Annotated in this window: 13 protein-coding genes; 11 read left to right on the forward strand and 2 right to left on the reverse strand. The window is 27.7% G+C overall.

Features of this window, described 5'->3' with window-relative positions; genetic code table 11:
- The first annotated feature begins 4 nt into the window (after positions 1-4).
- The 4 genes from NG918_RS00840 (at position 5) to NG918_RS00855 (ending at position 4,494) form a co-directional block, all read left to right on the forward strand.
- Complete coding sequence (locus tag NG918_RS00840) at positions 5-1,156, forward strand: trans-sulfuration enzyme family protein (RefSeq protein WP_252224012.1); 1,152 nt, start codon at positions 5-7, stop codon at positions 1,154-1,156.
- Complete coding sequence (locus NG918_RS00845) at positions 1,149-1,601, forward strand: S-ribosylhomocysteine lyase (protein ID WP_252211658.1); 453 nt, start codon at positions 1,149-1,151, stop codon at positions 1,599-1,601. Before NG918_RS00840 ends, NG918_RS00845 begins: the two co-directional genes overlap by 8 nt.
- Positions 1,585-2,493 carry a PLP-dependent cysteine synthase family protein gene (locus tag NG918_RS00850; RefSeq protein ID WP_252224018.1) on the forward strand — a complete coding sequence of 303 codons (909 nt, stop codon included), beginning with the start codon at positions 1,585-1,587 and terminating at the stop codon, positions 2,491-2,493. The genes NG918_RS00845 and NG918_RS00850 overlap by 17 nt, the downstream gene beginning before the upstream one ends.
- A 252-nt stretch (positions 2,494-2,745) precedes the next feature.
- Positions 2,746-4,494: a methyl-accepting chemotaxis protein gene (locus NG918_RS00855; protein WP_252224020.1), complete on the forward strand. Its 1,749-nt coding sequence runs from the start codon at positions 2,746-2,748 to the stop codon at positions 4,492-4,494.
- Positions 4,495-4,682: 188 nt separating this feature from the next.
- Here NG918_RS00855 and NG918_RS00860 read toward each other — a convergent pair whose 3' ends face one another.
- Positions 4,683-6,446 carry a methyl-accepting chemotaxis protein gene (locus NG918_RS00860; RefSeq protein ID WP_252211661.1) on the reverse strand — a complete coding sequence of 588 codons (1,764 nt, stop codon included), beginning with the start codon at positions 6,444-6,446 and terminating at the stop codon, positions 4,683-4,685.
- Positions 6,447-7,504: 1,058 nt separating this feature from the next.
- Here NG918_RS00860 and NG918_RS00865 point away from each other — a divergent pair.
- The 4 genes from NG918_RS00865 (at position 7,505) to NG918_RS00880 (ending at position 13,705) form a co-directional block, all read left to right on the forward strand.
- Positions 7,505-8,863 carry an esterase/lipase family protein gene (locus NG918_RS00865; protein WP_252224021.1) on the forward strand — a complete coding sequence of 453 codons (1,359 nt, stop codon included), beginning with the start codon at positions 7,505-7,507 and terminating at the stop codon, positions 8,861-8,863.
- Positions 8,864-9,762: 899 nt separating this feature from the next.
- Positions 9,763-11,100, forward strand: coding sequence for an esterase/lipase family protein (locus NG918_RS00870; RefSeq protein ID WP_252224022.1), 1,338 nt, complete (start codon positions 9,763-9,765; stop codon positions 11,098-11,100).
- A gap of 100 nt (positions 11,101-11,200) precedes the next feature.
- Entirely contained in the window at positions 11,201-12,784 is a 1,584-nt protein-coding gene (locus NG918_RS00875) for an esterase/lipase family protein (RefSeq protein ID WP_252224023.1), read from the forward strand.
- 141 nt (positions 12,785-12,925) lie between these two features.
- Positions 12,926-13,705 carry a nitrilase-related carbon-nitrogen hydrolase gene (locus NG918_RS00880; RefSeq protein WP_252224025.1) on the forward strand — a complete coding sequence of 260 codons (780 nt, stop codon included), beginning with the start codon at positions 12,926-12,928 and terminating at the stop codon, positions 13,703-13,705.
- A 104-nt stretch (positions 13,706-13,809) separates the two neighbouring features.
- Here NG918_RS00880 and bcp read toward each other — a convergent pair whose 3' ends face one another.
- The gene (gene bcp, locus NG918_RS00885) at positions 13,810-14,262 is read right to left on the reverse strand and encodes a thioredoxin-dependent thiol peroxidase (protein WP_252211666.1); all 453 of its coding nucleotides are present in this window, start codon (positions 14,260-14,262) and stop codon (positions 13,810-13,812) included.
- A 159-nt stretch (positions 14,263-14,421) separates the two neighbouring features.
- On the opposite strand from bcp, the gene NG918_RS00890 reads away from it, so the two are divergent.
- The 3 genes from NG918_RS00890 to NG918_RS00900 all read left to right on the forward strand — a co-directional run bounded on the left by NG918_RS00890 (position 14,422) and on the right by NG918_RS00900 (position 18,761).
- Entirely contained in the window at positions 14,422-15,600 is a 1,179-nt protein-coding gene (locus NG918_RS00890) for an amidohydrolase (protein ID WP_252224027.1), read from the forward strand.
- A 201-nt stretch (positions 15,601-15,801) separates the two neighbouring features.
- Complete coding sequence (locus NG918_RS00895) at positions 15,802-16,068, forward strand: metal-sensing transcriptional repressor (protein WP_252211668.1); 267 nt, start codon at positions 15,802-15,804, stop codon at positions 16,066-16,068.
- 263 nt (positions 16,069-16,331) lie between these two features.
- Positions 16,332-18,761 (forward strand): heavy metal translocating P-type ATPase, encoded by a 2,430-nt coding sequence (locus NG918_RS00900; RefSeq protein WP_252224030.1) that lies wholly within the window; start codon positions 16,332-16,334, stop codon positions 18,759-18,761.
- Positions 18,762-18,824 lie beyond the last annotated feature (63 nt).

Raw genomic sequence — 18,824 nt, forward strand, 5'->3', positions numbered from 1 at the left:
TATTATGAATTTTGAATCAGTTTTAATACACGGAGGAATTGACGGAGATAAGTTTACAGGAGCAGTAAATGTTCCTATATATCAAACATCTACGTATAAACAAGAAGGCTTAGGAATTAATAAAGGATATGAATATTCAAGAACTGGTAATCCTACAAGAGAAGCTCTTGAGAAACTTATAGCTGATCTAGAAGAAGGTGTTGGTGGATTTGCATTTTCTTCAGGTATGGCAGCCATAACAGCAATATTTTCTCTTTTTAAGTCAGGAGATAATATAATAATTTCAGATAATTTATATGGTGGAAGTTTTAGAGTATTAGATAAAATTTTTAAGAATTTTAATATAGGATATAAGATAGTAAATACAACAGATTTAAAGCAAATTAAAGAAGCTATTGATGAGACTGTAAAAGCAATATATATAGAAACACCAACAAATCCATTAATGGATATAACAGATATTGAAGAAGTAGCTAAAATAGCTAAAGATAATAATCTATTTACAATAGTGGATAATACTTTTATGACACCATACTTGCAAAAGCCACTAACATTAGGAGCAGATATAGTTATTCATAGTGGTACTAAGTATCTAGGAGGACATAGTGATTTAATTGCTGGATTAATAGTAGTAAATAATGAGGAATTAAAAGAAAAAATTCATTTTATACAAAATTCTACAGGGGGTATACTATCACCATTTGATTCATTCTTACTTATAAGAGGTATAAAAACTCTTGCAGTTAGAATGGATAGACACAATTCAAATGCTAAATCTATAGCAGAATTTTTGAAAAATAGACCAGAAATTAATAAAGTTTATTATCCAGGATTTGAAGAACATCCGGGATATAATATTCAATCAAAACAAGCAAAAGGATATGGTGGAATGATATCTTTTGTATTAAATGATGGATATGATTATAAAAAATTCTTTGAAAAATTAGCATTTATAACTTTTGGAGAAAGTTTAGGAGGAGTGGAATCTTTAGCATGCCACCCAGCAAGTATGACTCATGGAGCAATACCATATGAAATAAGACAAAAGGTAGGTATTGTTGATAATTTGATAAGACTTTCAGTTGGGATAGAAAGTGCACAAGATATTATTGAGGATTTAGAAAAAGCATTAGAATGGGGGAAAATTAATGGTTAAAGTAGAAAGTTTTGAATTAGATCACACAAAGGTAAAAGCACCATATGTAAGAAAATGTGGCTTTGAAAAGGGTAATAATGGAGATATAGTTTCTAAATTTGATTTAAGATTTTTACAACCAAATGAAAAAGAGATGCCAACAGGTGCAATGCATACATTAGAACATTTATTAGCTGGATATATGAGAGAAAAATTAGATGGAATAATAGATATATCTCCTATGGGATGTAGAACTGGATTTTATATGGTTGCATGGGGAACTCCTGAAGTGGAGAAAGTAATAGAAGCATTAAATTATTCATTAAATAAAATATTAGAAACAGAAGAAATACCAGCAACAAATAAATTTCAATGTGGGAATTATAGAGATCATTCATTGTTTGCAGCAAAAGAATATATTAAATTAATATTAAAAGAGGGGATTAGTAGTGAGATATATAGATGACATTAGAAGTCATATAGGAAATACACCTATTATGAAACTAAATAATATGGGAATAAAAGCTGGCGTAAATGTATTTGCTAAATTAGAATTTTTAAATCCTGGTGGAAGTGTTAAAGATAGAATAGGTATATACATGATAGAAGATGCTGAGAATAAGGGGTTACTTAGAGCAGGCTATACAATAATAGAAGCTACAGCAGGTAACACAGGCCTTGGTATAGCATTAGCAGCCATAAATAAAGGGTATAGAGTAATATTTGTTGTACCAGAAAAATTTTCTGTAGAAAAGCAGACGTTAATGAAAGCCCTTGGGGCAGAAATAGTAAATACTCCTAGAGAAGACGGAATGTTAGGAGCTGTTGAAAAGGCTAATGAACTTTTAAAAACAATAAAGAATTCTATAACTTTAAAACAATTTGAGAATAAATCTAATCCATTAGCCCATTATGAAACTACAGGTCCTGAAATATATAAAGATTTAGATGGAAAAATAGACTATTTCCTTTGTGGTGCAGGTAGTGGGGGAACGTATACTGGTATATTAAAGTATTTAAAAGAAAAGAATTCTAATGTAAAAGGAGTTTTAGTAGATCCAGAGGGGTCAACTATGGGAGGCGGAGAAGAAGCTTGTTATGACATAGAAGGGATAGGAAATAACTTTATTCCTAAAACCATGGATATGACTTATGTTGATGATGTTATAAAGGTTAATGATGAAGAAGCATTTCATATTGTAAAACAACTTGCTTTAAAAGAAGGATTAATTGTTGGGACATCTTCTGGAGCAGCAGTAGCAGCAGCTCTTAAACTAGCAAGTAAAATAGATAGTGGTAATATCGTAACGTTATTACCAGATAGAGGGGAAAGATATTTTAGCAAAAATATATATTAATATATTTGGATATTTTAAATAATATATTGCTTATTAGGTGGATTAAGGGAAAAATCTCTTAGTCCTCTTTTAGTTTTTAATATATAATAAATTAAACATTATTATATATTATTCGACAATATAAATAATTAATATAGATATACTTAAAAACAAAAATTGAGTTGAATAAAGGTGTTAAAGAATTAATATTTATCATATTTAATTCAATAACTTTTATTTAAATAAAAGTTTATAAAAGGGGGCTAATTAAAGATGAAAAGTTTAAAAGGGAAAATTATAAGCATTATTTTAATTTTAGTTATAGTTTCATCATTATCTACAGTTACTATTGGATTAATAAATGGATTTAATGTAACTAAAAAAACTGTTCAAGCACAATTTGAAGATAAATTGACTTCAGCAGACAATATGCTTGAAATATATCTTAATGAACAGTTTGGAACATTGAGTATTGATGGTGATGGTAAGATGGTGGATAGTTTTGGAAATTCTATTGAGGAGAGATCTGAGTACATAGATAAGTTATCTAAAGGTATGGATGTTGTTGCAACTGTTTTTGTTAAAAATGGTAATGATTATACAAGAATACTTACTACAATTAATGAGGAGAAAGGTGAAAGAGTTATTGGTACCAAATTAGATAATAAAGGAAAGGCATATGAAGAAGTAGCAAATGGAAATGTATATTTTGGTGAAGCAAATATTCTTGGAAAACAATACATAACAAAGTATACACCTATGTATGATAAGGATAAAAAAATTATTGGAATTTACTTTGTTGGTAAATCTATTGAATCTGTTGAGTCAATAATTAATGAAGGTATGATGTCTACAATTAAATCTGTAGCTTTACTAGTTATTCTTGTTTTAGTAATAGCTTCAGCAATAAGTTATCTTGTAGGAATGTCAATTGTAAAGCCTATAACAGTAATTACAAAACTTATAAATAAACAAGCAAATTTGGATTTTACTGTTGATAAGAAATCAGAATTAATAAATTATATAACAAGAAAAGATGAAATAGGCAGTATGGCAAATTCTATTAAGATAATGGATGATAATGTGCGTAATTTTATTATAAAAACTTCTGATGTGGCACAGCAAGTAGCAGCTTCATCTGAAGAGTTAACAGCTACATCACATCAAACTGCTACTACTTCAGAAGAAGTTGCAAAGACAATTGAACAAATAGCAAGTGGAGCAGGCGCGCAGGCAAAAGATACTGAAGAGACTGCTGAAAGTATAGAGGAAATGGGAAGAATAATTGAAGAAGATTCAAATTATATTAAAGAATTAAATAAGGCTACAACTAATATAGATATTCAGAAAGAAGAAGGATTTCATATATTAAAAGAGCTAGTAAATAAGACAAATCAAAGCAATGAAGCGACAAAATCAGTATATGAAATTATAGTAGGAAATAATGAAAGTGCAGAAAAAATTGAAGAAGCTAGTATTATGATTCAAAATATAGCTGATCAAACTAATCTTTTAGCACTTAATGCAGCAATAGAAGCAGCAAGAGCAGGAGAAGCAGGTCGAGGATTTGCTGTTGTCGCAGATGAAATCAGGAAACTTGCAGAACAATCAAATAGTTTTACAAATGATATTAAAGTAGTAATTGATGAGTTAAAGTTAAAATCTCAAGATGCAGTTCAAACTATGGAAGATGTAAAAGGTATCGTAGATTCTCAAACAAGAAGTGTAAAAGATACAGAAAATAAGTTTGATCTTATAGCAATGGCAATAGATTCAGTAAAAGATATTATTAAAAAATTAAATCACTCAGCTGAATTAATGATTAATAACAAAAATAAGATTATAGGAATTACACAAAATTTATCTGCTATTTCAGAAGAAAATGCAGCAGGAACAGAGGAAGTAGCTGCATCAATGGAAGAACAAGCAGCAACAATTCAAGAGATTGCAAATTCAGGTGAAAGTTTAGCTATTATTGCAGAAGAGTTAAGTGAGTTAATTGAAAAATTTAAGGTACAATAAAAAATAATACAAAACCACACTCCATATTAAATAATTTAAAATGAATTTTAAAGACAGTAGATAATTTTGTATTTACACAAAAAAATAAGCATAGATGTCTTTCACTAATGTGACTTTCATCTATGCTTATATTATACAAAAATTATCTACTGTCCCAAAAGTTTTTAAATTTTTAATATTTTATTATATTATAATTTAAATTTATCAACTAAATTAATTAATTCACATGCTAAGTTAGCTTGTATTTCAGCAGTCTCTGCAACTACATCCATATTATTAACAGTTTCTGTTATATTTTCTAATATAGTTTCTGAACTGCTAGAAGCTTGTGTTGAATTGCTAGACATATTATCAATAGCACTTGCTATTTCACTTGTGGATGAATTTAGATTTCTAGATATAGTATACGTTTCATTAGCTGCATTACTTACCAAATTTAAATTATTATAATAATATTCAGATACTTTTAAGAATTCATCTAATTTTGGAGTAATGTCTTTGTTAAAGAATTCAAGTATATCATTACTATCAGCACATAAACTTTTAAATACTAGTTGAACTTTATTTACAATATCTTCAATAGATTTTACAGCTTCCATAGATTGTTCAGATAATGCTTTTACTTGAGATGCTACAATTGCAAAACCTTTACCAGCTTCTCCAGCATGAGCTGATTCAATTGCTGCATTTAAAGCTAATAAATTAGTTTGATTAGCAATACTTGATATAGTTTCAACCATAACATATATTTCTTCTGTAACCTTACCAGCTTTAATAGCATCTTTAATATTAATTTCTTTTTCATGATATAAATTATTTATATATTTTAAAACTTCATTTGTATGATTTTTTAATTCTAGAGCCTTATCTCTAAAATTAATAAGAGTTTCAGTTTCTTTTTTTGAACTAGTAGATAGAGTATTAGTATTTTTTGCTATGTTTGAAATAGTTAAATTGACATCAAGTGCTACAGTTGTGCTATCCGACATTTTATTTACTATTCCTTCAGTGGATTCATTTATCTCACTTAATTTACAAGAAACTTCTTCTGTAGATGCAGAAAGTTCTTCTGCAGAAGATGATAAATCACTAGATTTCTGAATAATACTATTTATTAAATTTCTTATATTTTCTTGAGCTTTATTTAAAGATATACCAGCTCTACCGAGTTCATTTTTTGATTTAACTTCTATATTATTTGAGAAATCATAATTTGATAAACGTTCAGCTAAGGCTACTATTTTATTTAGAGCTCTTGTAATTGGACGAATAATAAATAATGATAATATTACAGTTATAATTAACAATATGAATAATGCAAATAATAATATATTTCTATTCTGATTAAAATTATTTTTCAATTCTTCTGTTTTCATATTAATTGCTTGGTCTATATCGTCTATGTAGTTTCCTGTTGTTATAATCCACCCATATGGTTCAAATAATTTTGAATAAGATCTTTTGGGATGAGTACCTTCTTCATTTGGTTTTGTGAAGTAAAAATCGGTATAGCCACCATTTCTAGCAACTTTTATTATTTCTTGAACTATCATATGTCCATTTGCATCTTTAAGACTAGTTCTATTACTTCCTTCTTGTTCTGGAATCATTGGATGTGCAATTAATGTTGAATCTATTCCATCAATCCAAAAGTAACCATCACCGTTATACCTTAAAGACTTTATCATATCTTTTGACAAACTTTTTGCTTGTTCTTCAGTTATTTCACCATTTATTTGTTTTTCATAAATCCCATTTAATAAAGAAATTACGTTTTCAACTTGTAGTTTTATGTTTTGATCATAGTTTTCCATTAAATTAAGTTCATATTGATTAATTGATGCATTTACTACATTTTTCATCTGATTAGATGAGATAAGTAATATAACAGCAGAAACCAATAAAACTAAAACTATATTAATACATATAATTTGATCTCTTAATCTTTTCATAAATTGTTCCCCTTTCATATAATAAAAATATTTTAAAAAAATGTAACGGTAAATATTTACAATAATTATTATAGCATATCAATTGAAAATACTATATAAATTAATACATTTTTGTAATATTTTATTATAATATACATGTAATTATCGAAAATTTGATGATTTTTAGATTTATTAAATATAAATTAATATTAAAAATTAGTTTATATAATAAAAAATAATTATGTTAAAACTTTATATTATTATATGGAAATTAAAAACAAATTTACAATTATGTACTTAAAAAGATTGAAAATTCAAAATTGTAGGAATATAATAAAAAATAATAGAATATAAAATTAAATGTGTAAAAAATAACTTGAATTTATATTAACATTATAAAAACATAAAACGATTTATAATATAGACTAGATAAAAAGAGTGATTTACTGAATTAGTAGAACTAAAATACATTATATTAAAAAAGATTAAATATATTTTAATATTTTATTATATTTATTTTAGGGATCAATTAGCTATTTTACTTTATGCATTAACAGTTATTGTAGCATATTAAATTATAGTCTTGTAAATATTAAAAAGTTGTAGACATATATTTAATGATTCTAATATATTGTTAAATTAAAAAGTATGTATTGAAAATAGTTAATAATTCAAAAATGAGGGGGGACGTATAGGGGCGAAGTATTAAATCGGGATAATGAAACGATATTAAAAGAAATTTTACAAAAGATAATAACTATTTATGTACTAAGAATTTAAATGAATTTTATTAAGAAAACATTACTAAAAAAGCTATATTAAATTTAGTGCGACATTAAATCTAAATGCTGAGGTTAAGGTACTAATTTATTACTGATAGTAGATATATTTATTATTTTAATATATTTAATAAATTAAGAATTAACTGCTAAGTTTTATATTTAATTTTGAGTAAAATTACTTATCTTCTTTGTAAACAATTACAAAATTAAAATGTAAATAGTTATTAATTCTATACAGTCAATTTAACTCGAGAAGAGATTAAGAGATTAGTTAAAATATTGTATAGGGGTGTAAAAATGAAAAAATCTTTAACAAAAATATTAGGAATTTCTTTATTAGCAGTTGCTATGACAGTAACTACTTTTCCAACCAATGTAAAAGCACTTGATTCAATTAACGAACCAACAATAGAGGAAGCGGCAGAAAGTGCAGATTCACAAACACAAAATAGTGTGATAGTAATACAAGAGTCATTAAATGAAGATGGAATTAATTTAGAAACATTAAAAGGAGATCACAATAATTATCCTATTGTATTAGTTCATGGATGCATGGGCTGGGGAAGAGATGAAAAATTAGGTTTTAAATACTGGGGCGGAACTGTAGATCTTCAAGAAAAAATGCGAGATGCAGGATATGAAGTTTATACTGCAGCAGTAGGACCTATTTCAAGTAACTGGGATAGAGCTTGTGAACTTTACGCTTATATAATGGGTGGTAGAGTAGATTATGGTGCATCTCATGCAGCAAAATATGGACATGATAGATATGGTAAGACATATCCAGGTATATACAAAAAAATAAGTAATGAAAATAAAATTCATATTGTTGGACACAGTCAAGGTGGACAAACAGTTCGTGCATTTACACAATTGTTAAATGAAGGTAGTGAAGAAGAAAGAAACTATGGTCAAAATGATATGTCACCACTATTTAATGGTGGTAATGATTGGATTCATAGCGTAACAACAATATCTACTCCAAATGATGGAACAACATTATCAGATTCAATACCATTTGTTGATTATATAACTCCGCTATGTGGTGTAGCTGGAGTATTAACAGGATCAAATAGTATTTTAAGTGATTATTTTGACTTTAAATTAGATCAATGGGGATTAGCAAAACAAGATCATGAAACTCAAGCACATTATATAGGACGTGTTTTAAGTAGTAGAATTTGGGAGAGGACTACAGATATGTGTTCTTATGATTTAAGCACATATGGTGGAGAAGAATTGAATAAATGGGTAAAAGCACAACCAAATGTTTATTATTTCTCATGGACAACTAGTGCAACAAAACCATCAAAACTTACTGGACATCATATCCCTGAGCCAGGTGTTATGAATAAGAATTTCTATGTTAATTCACTTATGATGGGTAAATTTACTCGTAATGATAATTCAGGCAGACCCGTTATTGATAAGAGCTGGTGGCAAAATGATGGTTATGTAAACTGTATTAGCCAAAATGGTCCTAAATTAGGTTCAAATGATATTATAAGAGAATATGATGGTACACCTGTAAAAGGTCAATGGAATGCTATGCCTACACTTATAAATGTAGATCATGAAGATATAATAGGACGTTATGGTAATGTAACTCAATGGTATATTGATCGTTGTAAACAATTAAGCTCATTACCAGAATAATAGTTTAATATTTATTAAATAGACTTTTGCAAGCTAATCAATGACTTATATTTTTGATTAGCTTGTTTACTAAGATTAAAATTATATTTAAAAATAAAAAGATTATAGATAAAAAAATGATAAAAAATAGTTATATACAGGATCAAAAAAGTAAATAAATGTATAATAAAATCACATTATAATAAAATTTTGCAAAAAAACCAAAAAATATTGAAAATTCAAAAAACTAGGAATATAATTAAGTAAATTTCATAAAAAAGGATTTTTAGAAATAATACATAAAATTTTTAATTAGTTAAGTAATATCTATAAATAAAATCTTATTATTTTAAAATGATTAAATATATATTTTTATTTAATATATCTATTCTTAAAGATAAATTAACTATTTTACTTAACACAATTTAAATATGTAGTTAATAAATATATGAATAATATGCATACAAGCCTTTAAGTAAACGTTTAAATTAAGAGTAATGTTATTTTCATATATTTATATAATTAATTGTCACTTTTAACATATAAATAGTTAATAGTTTATAAAAAAGGGGGGGCTTTAAAAAATTAATTAAACTATCAAATCAATAAACACTAGAAAAATTCTCTATAAATTAAAAATTCTAAATAACCTATAAAATTTAATACTGAGAAATTAATTAAAAAATAAAAATTCAACTTATTTATAGAAGTAGATATATTTAAAATTTTAATATATTTAATAAATAAGAATTATTAATATATTTTACATTTAATATAAAAGTAATGTAGGCAAGTCTTATTACAAAGGTATTTTAATATGTAACTTCTAAATGTAAATATTTATTAATTCTATGCAGTTATTTAACAAGAGAAGAGATTAAGAGATTATTATGTTAAAAATATTGTATAGGGGTGTAGAAATGAAAAAATCTTTAACTAAATTATTAGGAATTTCTTTATTAGCAGTAGCAATGACTGTAACAACTTTTCCAGCAGGGGTTAATGCTACTGAAATTACAGAAGGCTCATCAATTTTAACAGAATCAACACAGGCAATTGAAGCTGAAGAACCAATAGAAGCACTAGATACATCAAATTTAGACTCAACTTCACAAAGTAACGATTATCCAATAGTTCTAGTACATGGATTTATGGGATGGGGAAGAAATGAAGTAGCTGGATTTAAATATTGGGGAGGCGCTATAGACCTTCAAGAGAAAATGAGAGATAAAGGATATGAAGTTTATACAGCAACTGTAGCACCCGCTTCAAGTAACTGGGATAGAGCTTGTGAACTTTATGCTTATATAGTTGGTGGAAGAGTAGACTATGGTGCAGCTCATTCTGAAAAGTATGGACATGCAAGGTATGGTAGAACATATCCAGGATTATATAATAAAATAAGTGATAAAAATAAAATTCATTTAGTTGGACATAGTATGGGTGGACAAACAGTACGTACCATTACTCAACTTTTAAGTGAAGGTAGTGACGAAGAAAGAAACTATGGTCAAAACAATCTTTCACCGTTATTTAAAGGAGGAAATGATTGGATTCGTAGTGTAACAACAATAGCAACACCAAATGATGGTACAACAGCAGCAGATGCTAATCCTGTAGTAGATGTTGTAAGCCCACTATTTGGAGTTTTAGGATCAGCAACAGGTCATAATTCTCTAGTTCAAAATGTATTTGATTTTAAATTAGATCAATGGGGATTAACAAAGGGGGACAATGAATCACAACTTCATTACCTTGGACGTGTATTAAGTAGCGATATTTGGAGTGGAACTAAAGATATTGGTACTTATGATTTAACAACATATGGAGCAGAAGAACTTAATAAATGGGTAAAAGCACAACCTAATGTTTATTATTTTTCATGGACAGTTTGTGGTACAAAGGAATCAATACTTACAGGTCACTCTATTCCACAACCAGGAGTAATGAATTTAATGTTCTATAAGAATACTTTAGCAATGGGTAAATATACTCGTCATGAAAATGGTAAACCAATAATCAATAAAGATTGGTGGCCAAATGATGGTTATGTAAACTGCATAAGTGAAAATGGTCCTAAATTAGGATCTAATGATGTAATAATTGATTATAATGGAAATCCTGAAATAGGAAAATGGAATGCAATGCCTACACTTATAAATTTAGATCATGAAGATATAATAGGACGTTTTGCCAATGTTCAAGGATGGTATTTAAATCTTTGTAATCAATTAAGTTCATTACCAGAAAACAATTAAAAATTAAAGAATTTAGAGGGAAGTTAAATTCTCTCTAATTCTTGAAATAATGTCTTTGCTTTTAAATTACCTAAATTTAATTTTAATGAGGTGAAGTGTAATGAAGAGATCTCTAGTAAAAATTTTAGGAATTACTGCTTTAGCAATTTCAGTTGCTTTTACAAGTTTTTCAGCACCTGTTATGGCTGTTGAATCAACGAATTCAATTATTATAGAAGATAGTAAATCATCTAATGATTTTATTTTGAATGAAATTGAAAATAGCATGAAAAATGAACCAACTATAGAAAATAATAAAGAGAATTTAAATGATGAAAGTTTAAATCATGAATCAAATAATAAAAAAGAAGAAGATCAGCTGAATGAAGTTAAAGAAATTTTAAAAGAATCAAAAACGGAGAATAAAGCTGAAGGTTTAGAAATACCAGATACAATAGAATTACCTAATAGTGAAGATTTCGATAGTAAATCAAAAGTTGAAGCTCAAGGTGAAATTATAGAACAAGAACCATTACAATATCCTGATATTAAAAGTGAAGTTATTGAAGAAGGAAACAAATATCCTATAGTATTAGTTCATGGATTCATGGGATTTGGAAGGGATGAATTATTAGGATATAAATACTGGGGTGGTATTGTTGATATTCAAGAAAGTTTGAGGAATCAAGGATACAAAACTTACACAGCAACAGTAGGTCCTGTTTCAAGTAACTGGGATAGAGCTTGTGAGTTATACGCATACTTAGTTGGTGGAACAGTTGATTATGGTGCAGCACATGCTAAAAAATATGGACATGAAAGATATGGCAGAACTTTTGAAGGTATATATAAAGATGTAAGTGATGCTAATAAAATTCATCTTATAGGTCATAGTATGGGTGGACAAACAGTACGTACACTTACTCAACTTTTAAGTGAAGGCAGTGAAGAGGAAAGAGATTATAATCAAGAAAATATATGTCCTTTATTTATGGGTGGAAAACATTGGGTTAGAAGTGTTACCACAATATCAACACCTAATGATGGAACAACATTATCAGATGTAATGCCAGCAAAAAAATTGATAAATGTTTCATTGGGAATATTAGGGGCAATAAATGGAAAAGATAATTTATCTAATTGTTTATATGATTTTAAATTAGACCAATTTGGACTAAAAAAACAACCTGGAGAATCATATATAAATTATAATAAAAGAGTTTTAGATAGTAATATATGGTCTGGAACAAAAGATATAGGACCATATGATTTATCAACTTATGGAGCTCAAGAACTAAATAAATGGGTAAAAGCTCAACCTGATGTATATTATTTTTCATGGGTAACAAAAGCTACAAAAAAATTATTAATAACAGGTTATGCTGTACCACAAATAGGTCCTATGAATCCATTATTTTATCCAAGTGCAACTAAAATGGGAAACTATACACGTAATTATAAAGGTCCTATTATAGATGACGAATGGTTTGATAATGATGGCATTGTAAATTCAATAAGTCAAGAAGGTCCTAGATTAGGTTCTAATGATGTGATTAAAAAATTCAACGGACAACCTAAAGTTGGTCAATGGAATGTTATGCCAACACTTATAAATACGGATCATATGGATATAGTTGGAACATTTGGTGATGTAGAAGATTGGTACATTGATTATGCAGAACAGTTAAGTAATTTACCTAGATAAAAAAATAAAATATAATTTACTAAAGAATGAAATACCTTGAACTGAAAATGGTTTGAGGTATTTTTGTTTATAAAAATGGTTAATTTTAGTTGTATTAAAAATAAAATATATATTAATATTAATAAAGAAGGAGGCGTTAATATGGTTATAGGAATTGGTCAAATTGATGTAATATGGGAAAATGAATTAATAAACATGAATAAAGTTGAAACTTTAGTTAAAGAAGCATCAAGAAAAAATGTAGAATTAATACTTTTTCCAGAAATGACTTTAACAGGAGTAACATTAAATATAAATAAGTTAACTTTATCACAAGATAAAATAATCGAATGGTGTCGTGAATTAGCTATAAAAAATAATATAAATATAGGTCTTGGATATGGTAAGAAAATTGATTCCAAGGCATTGAATAATTATCTTATAATATCTAATTTTGGAGAGGTTATATCTGATTATACTAAAATACACTTGTTTACATATGGTGGAGAGCCAAAAGCATATCATAATGGTATGAACATTCAAAATTATAAAATAGGACAATTTTCTTTAGCATCATTTATTTGTTATGACTTAAGGTTTCCTGAAATTTTTCAAGTAGCTTCAAGAAATACGCAGGCAATAACTGTCGCAGCTAATTGGCCAAAGTCAAAAATTGAAGAATGGATAAGCTTTTTAAAAGTTAGAGCGCTAGAAACTCAAAGTTATATTATAGGTATCAATAGATTAGGAGAAGGTGACGGAATAAAATATAATGGCCAATCTGCTATTGTTAGTCCATGGGGAGAGATATTAAATGATTTAAGCGATAAAGAAGAACTTATAATACAAGAAATTAAATTAGAGCAAGTATTTAAATCAAGAGCGAAATTTAATGTTAAAGATGATAGGAGAGAGGATCTATATAAAAAATATTATAGCTGACAATAAAGTCAGCTATAATTAAAAATTAGGTATGTGAATCAAAAATTAGTTTTTAAAAATTTATTAAAAGAAAATACAAAATTAAATTGATTTTCTAAATATAATTATATATTAGATAACACTTCTTCAATATGTCCTTTTACTTTAACTTTTCTAAATTCTTTAACAAGTATTCCGTTTTCATCGATTATAAAAGTGCTTCGTTCAATTCCAAGAACTTTTTTACCAAACATATTTTTTTCTTTTATAACATCATATAACTTGCAAACTGTTTTTTCTTCATCACTTAATAAGATAAATGGCAAATTAAATTTGCTTATAAATTTATTGTGTGAATTTAAATTATCCTTACTTATTCCGATAACTACAGTATTTTTATTTTCAATAATATTATAATTATCTCTGAAATCACAAGCCTCAGCTGTACATCCAGGTGTATTATCTTTTGGATAAAAATATAAAATTACTTTTTTACCTTTATAATCATTTAAACTGTGGATTTTTTCATCACACCCTTGAAGAGTAAAATTAGGAGCTAATTCACCTATGTTAATCATAATATTCACCTCCGAATATATTTAATATTATATAATAATTATTATTATTTATCAAGACATATAATATAATAATTATTAAAAGGTAGTTTATACAGTAGTATATATTTACATAACTAAAATGGATGCTATAATTTAAGGTATATTACAGGGGGAATAACAATGATTAATGATAAGCTGTTAGAGAAAATAGATAATTTGGAAGAAGAACTTATAAACTTGTATCATATTTTGCATCAAAATCCAGAACTATCAAATGAAGAGTTTGAAACTACAAATATGATAAAAAAATTACTACAAGAAGTAGATATAGATATTTTACATACTGATTTAAAGACAGGCCTTATAGCTGAAGTGAAAGGTAATCCTAATGGACCAATAGTTGCAATAAGATGCGATATAGATGCTCTACCTATAAAAGAAGAAAGTGTTTTGTCTTATAAATCTAAAAACAATGGTAAAATGCATGCGTGTGGTCATGATTTTCATATGGCAGCAATTTTAGGTGCAGCTTATTTAATAAAGAAAAGCCAAAGAGATTTAATAGGAACAGTTAAATTTATATTTGAGCCTAGTGAAGAAAGTTCAAAAGGAGCTAAAAAAATAATTGATACAGGAGCTTTAGATGATGTTGAAGCTATTTTCGGTTTGCATAATGTTCCTAATTTAGATGTTGGGATAATCGGAATAAAATCTGGAGCAATGACAGCAGCTGTGGATAGATTTGAAATAAAGATATCAGGTATTGGGAGTCATGCAGCAAAACCGGAAAAAAGCATTGATCCAATTATAATATCATCAAATATTATAAATGCTCTACAAACTATTATAAGTAGAAATGTAAGTCCAATTAATGATGCACTTTTAAGTATAACTCATATAGAAAGTGGGAATTCATGGAATATAATACCTGACTATGCTTATATGGAAGGAACAGTTAGAACATTAGATAAAGAAACAAGAGAGTTGATTCCAAAAAGAATGAGTAGTCTTATTAATGGAATAGCAGAGTCATTTGGAGGAAAAGCTGAATTCATATGGCATGAGGGACATCCAGCTACAAATAATGAAAAAGAATGGGTAAATATTGCATCTCAAATAGGAAAAAGAATGGGATATAAGGTAAGTGAAAATTCAATGGGATTAGAAGGAGAAGATTTTGCTTATTATCAAGAAACTATTCCAGGTGCATTCATAATTTTTGGAACAGGCAAATCATTTGCACATCATCATCCTAAATTTGCAGTAGATGAAAATGCAATAATAAATTGTGCTAAATACTTTGCTAATTTATCAGAAGAAGCTTTATCGATATTGGTTAAAAAAAGACATAAGTTATAAGAATAATACCTTAATAAATTTAAAATACTAAGTTTATTAAGGTATTTTTTTGTATAAGAAATTATAAAATATTAACATTCACTTAAAATATAGCCAAATTTAAAAATCTGGTAAAAAATATAATATTCTTGACAAATTTATAAACAAGTCTATAATTAGATATAAATACAGACCCCCTACCCGGGGGTGGGAGGATAAAACATGAGTGAAGAAAGAAAAAAAGCATTACAATCTTTAAAAACAGCAAAAGGACAAATTGAAGGGATAATAAAAATGATAGAAGATAATAGGTATTGTATAGATGTAGCAAATCAAATATTAGCGGCACAATCATTACTTAAAAAAGCTGATTTAATGATATTACAAGGGCATTTACGTCATTGTGTTAAAGAAGCATGTCTTAATAATAATCCCGATGAAAAGATAGAAGAAATGAATAAAGTATTAGAAAAAATACTTTCTAAGTAGGATTTAAAATATAATTTACAACATATTTTAAATGTGTTGATGTTATAGTATAAAAGCTCGTGGACTGAGAAATTTACTTTAAGAAATCTAAAAATAAAGATTAGTCTAATTAATGCGTGTTCCCAATGAAACATTGTGACAAGCAATTAATTCAACAAATCTTCATTAAGAATTCTAAAAAGCAAATTTCAATGCCACTGCGCCTATATACAATAACATCAATATTGCTAATAAATATATTTATAAAAAGAAAGGAATAATGTATGCAAAAAAAATCATTTAAGATTAATGGAATGACATGCTCAGCTTGTGCAAATAGAGTTGAAAGAGTTGTTGGAAAATTAGATGGAGTAGAAAAATCTAACGTTAATTTTGCAACTGAAACTCTTAGTGTTGAGTTTGATGAAAATAAACTACAAGATAAAGATATAGAAGAAAAAGTCGTAAAAGCTGGATATGGTGTTAAGAAAAATATAAAAACTTATAACTTAAAAGTAGAGGGAATGACTTGTTCAGCATGCGCAAATAGAGTTGAAAGAGTAACTAAAAAGCTAGAAGGTGTTCAGGAATCAAATGTTAATTTTGCTACTGAAAAGCTAACTATAGTTGTTGATGAAGATTTAGCAGGATATTCTGACATAAAAGCTGCTGTAGAAAAAGCAGGTTATAAAATTGAAAAAGAATATAAGGCTAAAGAAGATAATAAAGAGAGCAATCCAGCTAAAGAATTACTAAATAGATTTATAATTTCTGTGATACTAACAGTTCCATTACTAATAATTAGTATGGGGCATATGGTGGGAATGCATCTTCCAAGTATAATTGATCCAATTATCAATCCATTAAATTTTGCTTTAATACAAGTTGTATTGACACTTCCAGTTATGTTAGTTGGATATAAATTTTACAAAGTAGGAATAAAGAATCTTTTTAAATTAAGTCCTAATATGGATTCATTAATATCAATAGGAACCTTAGCAGCATTTTTATATGGAATATTTGCAATAGTTAAGATAAATCAAGGTAATAGTGAATATGCAATGCATTTATATTTTGAATCAGCAGCTGTAATATTAACATTAATAACACTTGGTAAATGTTTAGAAGCTGTATCAAAAGGAAAGACATCTCAAGCAATAAAAGCATTAATGGGTTTAGCTCCTAAAAATGCTACTGTTATAAGAAATGGCATAGAAACTATTATTCCAGTTGAAGAAGTTGTTGCTGGAGACATTGTTTTAGTAAAACCAGGAGAAAAATTACCTGTAGATGGTGAAGTAATAGAAGGCATTACATCAATTGATGAATCTATGCTTACTGGTGAAAGTATTCCTGTAGAAAAAGAAACTGGAAGTACTGTAATTGGCGCAAGTATAAATAAAACTGGATTTATTAAATATAAGGCTACTAAAGTTGGAAAAGATACTGCATTAGCTCAAATTGTTAAATTAGTTGAAGAAGCTCAAGGATCAAAAGCACCTATAGCAAAATTAGCAGATGTTATTTCAGCATATTTTGTACCTATAGTTATAGGTTTAGCTGTAATTTCAGCAGTTGCATGGCTTGTAGCAGGAGAGTCAATGATATTTGCATTAACTATATTTATATCTGTATTAGTAATAGCATGTCCTTGTGCATTAGGTCTTGCAACCCCAACAGCAATTATGGTTGGAACAGGAAAAGGTGCAGAAAATGGAGTTTTAATAAAAGGTGGAGAAGCCTTAGAGACAACATATAAATTAAACACAATAGTATTTGATAAAACAGGAACTATAACTGAAGGAAAACCTAAAGTTACAGATGTTTTAGTTAATAATATAACTGAGAATGAAATATTAAGCTTAGCAGCAAGTGCTGAAAAGGGGTCAGAGCATCCACTTGGAGAAGCAATTGTAAAAGAAGCTGAAGATAGGAAATTAAAGTTAAAAGAAATTAATAAATTTAATGCAATCCCAGGTCACGGTATAGAGGTATTAATTGACGAAAAAAATATTTTCCTGGGAAATAAGAAGCTAATGAAAGAAAAAAATGTAGATATATCGTCATTAGATGAACAATCAGAAAGATTGTCTAATGAGGGAAAAACACCTATGTATATATCAATAAATTCTGAATTAAAAGGCATAATAGCTGTTGCTGATACTGTAAAAGAAAATAGTAAAGAAGCTATAGAGAGTTTACATTCAATGGGGATAAAAGTTGCCATGATTACAGGTGATAATAAGAATACTGCAAACGCAATAGCTAAACAAGTTGGAATAGATATAGTTTTAGCAGAAGTATTGCCAGAAGATAAAGCAAATGAAGTAGCAAAATTGCAAAAAGATGGAGATAAAGTTGGAATGGTTGGAGATGGAATAAATGATGCTCCAGCTCTTGCTAAAGCTGATATTGGTATAGCAATTGGTTCAGGAACTGATGTAGCAATTGAATCAGCAGATATAGTTCTTATGAAAAGTGATTTAATGGATGTTACTACAGCAATAAAACTAAGTAAAGCAACCATTAGAAATATAAAAGAAAACCTAGCATGGGCATTTGGATACAATATATTAGGAATACCAGTAGCAATGGGAATACTACATATATTTGGTGGCCCATTACTAAATCCTATGATAGCTGCAGGTGCTATGAGTTTTAGTTCAGTATCAGTATTATTAAATGCACTAAGACTAAGGAACTTTAAAGCTTAATTCCTCTGTCCATGAGCTTTATACTACAATATCAACATTGTTTTAAAACATAGCCTTATTTTA

The sequence above is a fragment of the Clostridium sp. ZBS2 genome, assembly GCF_023845855.1.
GTDB lineage: Bacteria > Bacillota > Clostridia > Clostridiales > Clostridiaceae > Clostridium > Clostridium aquiflavi.

What these genes read in the sequence shown, in the direction of transcription:
- NG918_RS00840 (WP_252224012.1), top strand. Translation starts at nt 5, where the DNA reads ATGAATTTTGAATCAGTTTTAATACACGGAGGAATTGACGGAGATAAG.
- NG918_RS00845 (WP_252211658.1), top strand. Translation starts at nt 1,149, where the DNA reads ATGGTTAAAGTAGAAAGTTTTGAATTAGATCACACAAAGGTAAAAGCA.
- NG918_RS00855 (WP_252224020.1), top strand. Translation starts at nt 2,746, where the DNA reads ATGAAAAGTTTAAAAGGGAAAATTATAAGCATTATTTTAATTTTAGTT.
- NG918_RS00860 (WP_252211661.1), bottom strand. Translation starts at nt 6,446, where the DNA reads ATGAAAAGATTAAGAGATCAAATTATATGTATTAATATAGTTTTAGTT.
- NG918_RS00865 (WP_252224021.1), top strand. Translation starts at nt 7,505, where the DNA reads ATGAAAAAATCTTTAACAAAAATATTAGGAATTTCTTTATTAGCAGTT.
- NG918_RS00870 (WP_252224022.1), top strand. Translation starts at nt 9,763, where the DNA reads ATGAAAAAATCTTTAACTAAATTATTAGGAATTTCTTTATTAGCAGTA.
- NG918_RS00875 (WP_252224023.1), top strand. Translation starts at nt 11,201, where the DNA reads ATGAAGAGATCTCTAGTAAAAATTTTAGGAATTACTGCTTTAGCAATT.
- NG918_RS00880 (WP_252224025.1), top strand. Translation starts at nt 12,926, where the DNA reads ATGGTTATAGGAATTGGTCAAATTGATGTAATATGGGAAAATGAATTA.
- bcp (WP_252211666.1), bottom strand. Translation starts at nt 14,262, where the DNA reads ATGATTAACATAGGTGAATTAGCTCCTAATTTTACTCTTCAAGGGTGT.
- NG918_RS00890 (WP_252224027.1), top strand. Translation starts at nt 14,422, where the DNA reads ATGATTAATGATAAGCTGTTAGAGAAAATAGATAATTTGGAAGAAGAA.
- NG918_RS00895 (WP_252211668.1), top strand. Translation starts at nt 15,802, where the DNA reads ATGAGTGAAGAAAGAAAAAAAGCATTACAATCTTTAAAAACAGCAAAA.
- NG918_RS00900 (WP_252224030.1), top strand. Translation starts at nt 16,332, where the DNA reads ATGCAAAAAAAATCATTTAAGATTAATGGAATGACATGCTCAGCTTGT.